This is a genomic window from Allostella sp., assembly GCF_041913585.1.
GTDB lineage: Bacteria > Pseudomonadota > Alphaproteobacteria > ATCC43930 > Allostellaceae > Allostella.
Genome location: NZ_JAYSFE010000012.1, coordinates 49,099 through 55,852 on the forward strand (window position 1 = coordinate 49,099; position 6,754 = coordinate 55,852).

At 73.1% G+C, this 6,754-nt stretch carries 8 protein-coding genes; 6 read left to right on the forward strand and 2 right to left on the reverse strand.

Annotation, left to right across the window (positions count from 1 at the left end; genetic code table 11):
• From ACE3Q3_RS04095 to ACE3Q3_RS04105, 3 genes are all read left to right on the forward strand, one after another.
• On the forward strand, nucleotides 1–869 hold an 869-nt coding region (locus ACE3Q3_RS04095), incomplete at its 5' end, for a zinc-dependent alcohol dehydrogenase family protein (protein ID WP_374442192.1).
• A gap of 103 nt (nucleotides 870–972) precedes the next feature.
• Nucleotides 973–1,311 carry an STAS domain-containing protein gene (locus ACE3Q3_RS04100; protein ID WP_374442194.1) on the forward strand — a complete coding sequence of 113 codons (339 nt, stop codon included), beginning with the start codon at nucleotides 973–975 and terminating at the stop codon, nucleotides 1,309–1,311.
• A 7-nt stretch (nucleotides 1,312–1,318) separates the two neighbouring features.
• Nucleotides 1,319–1,783 (forward strand): ATP-binding protein, encoded by a 465-nt coding sequence (locus tag ACE3Q3_RS04105; RefSeq protein ID WP_374442197.1) that lies wholly within the window; start codon nucleotides 1,319–1,321, stop codon nucleotides 1,781–1,783.
• Here the strand turns inward: ACE3Q3_RS04105 and glsA are convergent.
• Nucleotides 1,764–2,714 (reverse strand): glutaminase A, encoded by a 951-nt coding sequence (gene glsA, locus ACE3Q3_RS04110; RefSeq protein ID WP_374442200.1) that lies wholly within the window; start codon nucleotides 2,712–2,714, stop codon nucleotides 1,764–1,766. The two genes, ACE3Q3_RS04105 and glsA, sit on opposite strands and share 20 nt — an antisense overlap.
• A gap of 135 nt (nucleotides 2,715–2,849) precedes the next feature.
• Nucleotides 2,850–4,463 carry a Na/Pi symporter gene (locus ACE3Q3_RS04115; RefSeq protein WP_374442202.1) on the reverse strand — a complete coding sequence of 538 codons (1,614 nt, stop codon included), beginning with the start codon at nucleotides 4,461–4,463 and terminating at the stop codon, nucleotides 2,850–2,852.
• Nucleotides 4,464–4,644: 181 nt separating this feature from the next.
• On the opposite strand from ACE3Q3_RS04115, the gene ACE3Q3_RS04120 reads away from it, so the two are divergent.
• From ACE3Q3_RS04120 to ACE3Q3_RS04130, 3 genes are all read left to right on the forward strand, one after another.
• Entirely contained in the window at nucleotides 4,645–5,082 is a 438-nt protein-coding gene (locus tag ACE3Q3_RS04120; RefSeq protein WP_374442204.1) for an ATP-binding protein, read from the forward strand.
• A gap of 21 nt (nucleotides 5,083–5,103) precedes the next feature.
• Nucleotides 5,104–5,421: an STAS domain-containing protein gene (locus tag ACE3Q3_RS04125; protein ID WP_374442207.1), complete on the forward strand. Its 318-nt coding sequence runs from the start codon at nucleotides 5,104–5,106 to the stop codon at nucleotides 5,419–5,421.
• Between the two features lie 40 nt (nucleotides 5,422–5,461).
• Nucleotides 5,462–6,754: HAMP domain-containing protein (locus ACE3Q3_RS04130; RefSeq protein ID WP_374442210.1), on the forward strand; the 1,293-nt coding region annotated here is incomplete at its 3' end.

Below are 6,754 nucleotides of genomic sequence, written 5' to 3' on the forward strand. Positions count from 1 at the left end.
GGCCGATCAATCCGGCCGACCTCCTGACGGTGCGCGGGCTCTACGGCACCCGGCCGCGGCTGCCGGCGGTGCCGGGCTACGAGGGGGTGGGCGTGGTCGAGGCGCTGGGCGCGGGCGTCGCGGCGCCGGCGGTCGGCACCCGGGTCGTGCCGCTCGCCAGCGACGGCACCTGGCAGGAGGTCGCGATCGCCAAGGCGGCGGCGCTGCTGCCGGTGCCGGACGCCATACCCGACACGGCGGCGGCGCAATTCGTCGTCAACCCGCTGACCGCGCTGGCGATGGTCGAGGAGGAACTGGCGACCGGGCGCGACGACTGGCTGGTCCAGACGGCGGCCGGCTCGACGCTCGGCCGGATCGTCCTGCAACTCGCCCGCCTCGCCGGCTTCCGCACCATCAACCTGGTGCGCCGGCAGGAGCAGGCGGCCGAACTGGAGGCGCTGGGCGCCGACCTCGTCATCGCCGCCGACGATCCCGACCCGGCGGCGCGGGTCGCCGCCGCGACCGGCGGCCGGCCGGTCCTGCGCGCGATCGACGCCGCGGGCGGGGAGATGGGTGCCACCGCGCTGTCGCTGCTCGGCCCCGGCGGCACCATGCTGTCCTTCGGCATGATGTCGGGCCGGCCGATCCCGGTCGATCCCGGCCTGCTCGTCTTCCGCGACCTCGCCATCCGCGGCTTCTGGCTGACGAACTGGATGCGCCGCGCCGGCAACGATCGCCGCCGGGCGCTCGTCGGCCGGCTGACCGAGCGGATGGAGCAGGGCCTGCTGGTGCCGCCCGTCTGGGCGACCTATCCGCTCGCCCGGATCGCCGAGGCCGTGGCGGCCGCCGAGCGGCCGGGCCGCGCCGGCAAGGTCCTCCTCGAAGGGTAGAGACCGCGGGCCTATCCTCAATCCGTCATTTCTGTGTCATGTATTCGTCGCGGGGTGGTCCTAGGTTTGCACCCTCCGACCAAGCGGAAGGAACGCTGTCAGCATGCAGATATCGGTGGAGCGGCTGCCGGACGCGGTGACCCGGGTGGCCCTGTCCGGTTCCCTGGACATCAAGGGTTCGGCGGCGGTCGAACTGCCCTTCACGACGGTGACGTCGAACAACGAGCGGGTCGTGGTGGACGTCACCCAGGTCGACTACGTCGCCTCGATCGGCCTGCGCCTCCTGGTCGGTGCCGCCCGCACCCTGTCGCGCCGCGGCGGCCGGCTGGTGCTGTGCGGAACCAGCGACAACGTCGCCAAGGTGCTGGCGATGTCGGGCCTGACCCAGATGCTGCCCAGCTTTCCCACGCTCGAGCAGGCCGTGGCGGCGGTGAGCCAGTAGCGCCGCCATGACGGCCGGGGCCCGGGTGGCGGCGCATATCGAGCTGCCGGCCGAGCCGGCCTCGGTATCCCACCTCTGGGACTGGCTGGAGGAGCGCGTCGGACCGCTCGATCCGGGGCCGGAGCGGATGCATGCGCTGCGGCTGTGCGCCGAGGAGATCGCCACCAACATCGTCCTGCACGCCTTTCCGGAAGGATCGGCTCCCGGAGCGTCGGCGGCCGCGTTCCGGGTGCGCCTGGAAACGGCGGACGGCGTCCGGCTCGTCTTCGAGGACGAGGGCGTTCCGTTCGATCCGACCGCCCACGCCCCGCCGCCCGCGGCCGGCACGATCGCCGAGGCGGAGATCGGCGGGCTCGGGCTGCCCCTGGTCCGCGCCTTCGTCCGCGCCATGCACTACCGCCGCCAGGGCAACACCAACCGCCTGACCCTGGTCTTCGACGGATCGCAGGGGGCTACCGCAGCAGCGAGGTGACGAAGACCGAGCCCTGGTTCAGGCACTCGAAGGCGTGCAGCCCGAAGTCGGACGCCAGGTCCTCGAACACCCGGATGCCGCGCACCGAGTTGCCCTGCGCATCGAGCCGCGGCGAGAAGGTGCCGATCCCGAGCTGGCGGTTGACGACCCCGACGATGCCGCCGCCGACCCCGCTCTTGGCGGGGATGCCGACATTGAAGGCCCAGCCCCCCGAATAATCGTACATCCCGCAGGTGAACATGACCGCCAGCGTGTCGCGCACCGCGCCGAGGTCGAACACCTGCCGCCCGGTGCCCGGGTGCTCGCCGATATGGGCGAGCGTCGCTCCCATCCAGGCGAGGTCGATCGCCGACACCAGGATGGCGCATTGCCGGAAGTAGATGTCGAGGATCGCGTCGACCGGGCCGGTGATGGCGCCGCAGTTGCGCAGGAGGTGGCCGATCGCCCGGTTGCGGTGGCCGGTTTCCAGTTCGGACCGGTAGACCGCCTCGTCGACCGCGAGCCGCTGGCCCGCCGCCTGCGACATCCGGTCGAGGAGCAAGGGAAAGGCCGCGTCGCCGAAGCGCTCGTGGAGGAGCCCGGCGATGGTGATCGCCCCGGCATTGACCATCGGGTTGAAGGGCCGGTTGGTGCGCGGGTCGAAGACGATGGCGTTGAAGGCGTCGCCGCTCGGCTCCACGCCGACGCGACCGAGCACGGCGGCACGGCCGATGACCTCGATCGCGATGCAGAAGGCGAAGGCCTTGGAGACCGACTGGATGGTGAACTCGGCCAGCGCGTCGCCGGCCTGGAACAGTTCGCCGCCGGCGGTGGCGATGGCGAGCCCGAAGCGGTCGGGATCGCCCTTGGCGAGTTCCGGGATGTAGTCGGCCGGCGCGCCGCCGCGATCGCCGGCGTGCCGCTCGTGCAACTCCCTCAGTGCCTGCCGCAAGCCGTATCCTTCCGCCGCGGACGCCGGGTCGACGGCGCTTTCCGGTCGCTCGGTCGGCTCCAATGACACATCCATGACGAATGGGCACGCAAATTGCGTGCCAGATTCGCGTCAGGGGACGACGCCGGCCTCCGGTCAGGGGGCCTGGACCAGCCGCGCCAGCCGTCCGGTCAGCCAGACGCCGCGCTCGAACATGCCGGTCAGCCGCAGCAGGTCTTCCTGCGCCTCGGGCGTCAGGCCCTGGCCGTCGCGGACCACGGCATGGCGGCTCGCCTCGACCACGTCGCCCCGGTCGCCGGTCATGGCGCGGAGCAGTTCGAGCCCGTCGCGGTCGGGCGCGGCCATCGCCTCGGCCAGCGTCTCCAGCAGCATGTGCAGCGATTCGACCATGCCGCCGACGAAGGGCGCGAGACGCGCGTCGCGCCCGAGCCGGGCCGCGAGGTCGGCCAGTGGCAGCAGCGTGTCGACCTGGGAGAGCAGCATCTCGTTGCGGCTGCGCAGGCGGACCGCATCGGCCACCGCGGCGGGGTGCGGCCGGGACGCCAGAAGGTCGTCGAGGAAGCGGTCGATCGCCGGGGCGAGGCCGCGCGCGCCGCGCGCCAGCGCCGCCGGATCGCCGCCTCCGGCGTCCGCGCCGGGGGCGGGATCGGCACGGGCCGGGTCGAGCAGCGGCGGCAACATGGCTGCCAGCCGTGCCTGCTCGCGGGCCGCGAGGTCGATCGCGGTGACGGGGTCGGCCAGCGCCTCGGGGTAGAGGAAGCGCGGCTGCGCCAGCGTCTCGGCCGCGTCCTCGGGCGACAGCCGCTCCGCCAGACGCGCCAGCGGCCCTGCCGCGGCCGTGGCCAGGATGGCGCCCGCGACCTGCACCGCCGCGAAGGCGACGCCGGTCTGGCTGCCCGGCCCGGCCGCGACCAGGGCGACCAGGGTGCGCATCGTCGACGGGTACCCCAGCACCGCTTCCACCGCCTCGACCGCCAGCAGGGCGAGGATGCCCGCCGCCTTGCCCAGCGCCTGGAACAGCAGCAGCCGCCGGCCGGTGCCACGCATGCGACCGCTCGTCAGCAGGCTCGATGCGGCGGAGCCGAGGGCCGCGCCGTAGACGATGGCGAGCAGCGCCTCGAAGCTGAACCAGCCGCTGGCGGCGAGCGCGACCACGGCGGCCGCGACCGTCGTCGACGACTGCACGACCAGCGCCAGCGCGGCGCCGAGCAGCATCAGCAGGCCGGGCGCGTCGTGGGAGAAGGCGATGACCTCGGCGAACCAGGCCGCCTCGGTCATCGGCGCCAGCGACCGGCGCAGGATCTGCAGGCCGAGAAAGAGGGTGCCGACGCCGAACATGGCGGCAATGCCGGGCCCCCACAGCGGGGAGTCCCGGAAGCGGCTGACCTGGAGGAAACCGGTGATGCCGACCAGCCAGAGCACCGCCAGTTCCAGCCGGATGGTGGCGAGCAGGACGATCGCCGCGGTGCCGACGCCGGACCAGGCGGCGACGAGACAGGCACGGGCGAGCGGCAGGAAGCCGGTGGTGACGAGGCCGAGCACGACGTAGCCGGCGGCATTGGTGCTCTGGGTCACGGCGCCGAGCGCGATCCCGGTGGCGACCGCGCGGCCGGGCGACCCGGTGGCGCGGCGCAGCAGGTCGCGCAGCCGGCGGCCCGCCATCTGCTGCAGGGCGACCTGCACCTGACGCATCCCGAACATGGCGAGGCCGAGGCCGCCGAGCACCGCCGGAATCACTTCGAACAGCATGCCGCTCCGCCGGCGACCGGAACCCAAGCGCCTGATATGGCGGCTGCGCGTTACGCTTTGATGAAGCCGGGCGCGGACGCGGAGGGGCGCGCTCGGCCGTTGCCAGACACGCCGGAGCCCGTATGGTAGCGCCCGGCGCCGCGCTGCGGGGGCGCCGGCATGGGGACGAGGGCACATCCGGATGGCGGCGGAGCGGACGGCGAAGTTGCGGGCGTCTGGAGACCAGATTCCGCTCCTCCTCGACGGCATCGAGGCGGAGGCGCAGGCGGCTGGCGTCCCGGCAGGGCTGGCGGCCGAGTTCCGGCTCTGTCTCGACGAACTGCTGGTGAACGTGGTGAACCACGGCGCGCCCGGCCCCGATTCGGAGATCACGGTCCACTATCGGGTCGGACCGGACGGCGTCTGGGCCGAGATCGTCGACGCCGGCCCGGCCTTCGACCCCCTGTCGCTGCCCGAGCCCGACGTGGAGGCGCCGCTCGATGCGCGCGTTCCGGGCGGGCTCGGCATCTACTTCGTTCGCCGCCTCATGGACGAGGTGGTGTATGAGAGGCGCGACGCCTTCAACCGGCTCCGGCTCGCCAAGCGCGTCGGCGCCGCGTCCACCCAGGCAACTTTCTGAAGGTTCGAGAAGATGCGCATCGTGGAAGAACCCTTTGGCAGCGGCGTCGTCGTCCGACCGATCGGCCGGCTGGACAGCACCACGGCTCCGGTGGCCGAGCAGGCCATCCGCGATGCCCTGGCCCGCTCCGGACACCGCCTGCTGCTCGACATGGGCGACCTCGACTATGTCAGCAGCGCCGGGCTGCGCGTCGTCCTGGCGGCCGCCAAGCAGAGCAGTGCCGCCAGCGGCAAGTTCCTGGTCTGCGACCTGAAGCCCCAGGTGCGCCAGGTCTTCGAGCTGAGCGGGTTCACCCGCATCATCGAGATCGTCCCGACCCGGGCCGAGGCCGAGCTCTAGGCGCGCCGGCCGGATCGGAAGGCGCGAAAGGAGCGCCGGCTTGTCCCGGAAGCTGCTTCTCGCCTTCTGGCTGATCTCCGCCCTGACGGTGCTCGCGACCGTCGTCGCCTGGGTGCGCTTCAACACGGTCCAGCAGACGATCGGGCAGCTCACGCAGGAGAGCATTCCCAAGGTCACCCTGTCCCTGGCGCTGGCGGGACGGGCCTCCGAGATGGCCGCCGCCGCCCCCCTGCTCGGGCGCTCGGCGAGCCAGCCGGAGCGGCTGCAGCGCTTCGGCGCGATCGCCCGCCATCTCGGGCAGATCGACGAGTTGCTGACCGGGCTCAAGGCGGTGTCCGACCAGACCGAGCGGCTCGCCCGGCTCGACGAGGCCGTGGCCGAGATCGCCCGCGTGCTCGCGACCGTGGACCGGGGCGCCCAGGACCTGCTGAACGCGCAAGACCGGCTCGACAATGCCAGCAAGTCGGTCCAGGACCTGGCCGAGCAGGCGCGGCGGATTCTCTCGCCGATCACCGCCGACGCCAACTACCGGCTGACGTCGCGGCTGGAGCGCCTGTCGTCGGGCCAGGTCGACCTGGCGGCCGAGCAGGAGGAGATTCTCCGCCTGTCTGCCGAGGCGGTCGGGCCGCTGCTCGCCATGCAGGAACTGCGCGTCGACCTCAACGGCCTCGTCGCCGCGCTGGCCCAGGTCGCGAGCGCGCCGCGCGGCGACATGCTGGCGCCGCTCCGGCCGATGGTGGTCGGCCAGCGGATGAAGATGGCGGCCGCCCTCGACGTCATCGACCGCGCCGGCGAGGGCGAGGGGCTGCGGCCGATCGTCGAACGCCTGATGGACCTCGGCGACGACACGCGGCTCTTCGCCTATCGCCGCCAGGTGCTGGCCGCGGGTGCTGCGGTCGGGGACGCGCTGCGGCAGTCGCAGGCGGTGGTCGCCGCGCTCACCCGGGAGATCGACGATCTCGTGAAGTCGGCGCGGCTGACCGCGGACCGCTCGGTCGAGCGCACCCAGGTCCTCGTCGACGAGACGCGCTGGCTGCTGGTCGGGCTGTCGATCGCCAGCCTGCTGGTCGGCCTGCTCATCGTCTGGCTCTACGTCGCCCGCAACATCGTCCGCCGGCTGGTGGCGATCGAGCGCAGCATGCTGGCGATCGCGGGCGGCGACCTCGATGCGGCGATCCCCGTGGCCGGGCGCGACGAGGTCGGCAACATGGCGCGCACGCTCGTCGTCTTCCGCGACAATGCCCGCGGCCTCCGGGTCGCCCGCGAGGAGGCCGAGGTCGCGCGCGACGAGGCGGAGGCGGCGCGGAGCGCGGCGGAGCGTGCGACGCAGGCG

Excerpts from the sequence above, each read along its gene's own strand:
- ACE3Q3_RS04115 (WP_374442202.1), bottom strand. The coding sequence starts at position 4,463 with ATGCTGTTCGAAGTGATTCCGGCGGTGCTCGGCGGCCTCGGCCTCGCC.
- ACE3Q3_RS04105 (WP_374442197.1), top strand. The coding sequence starts at position 1,319 with ATGACGGCCGGGGCCCGGGTGGCGGCGCATATCGAGCTGCCGGCCGAG.
- ACE3Q3_RS04100 (WP_374442194.1), top strand. The coding sequence starts at position 973 with ATGCAGATATCGGTGGAGCGGCTGCCGGACGCGGTGACCCGGGTGGCC.
- ACE3Q3_RS04120 (WP_374442204.1), top strand. The coding sequence starts at position 4,645 with ATGGCGGCGGAGCGGACGGCGAAGTTGCGGGCGTCTGGAGACCAGATT.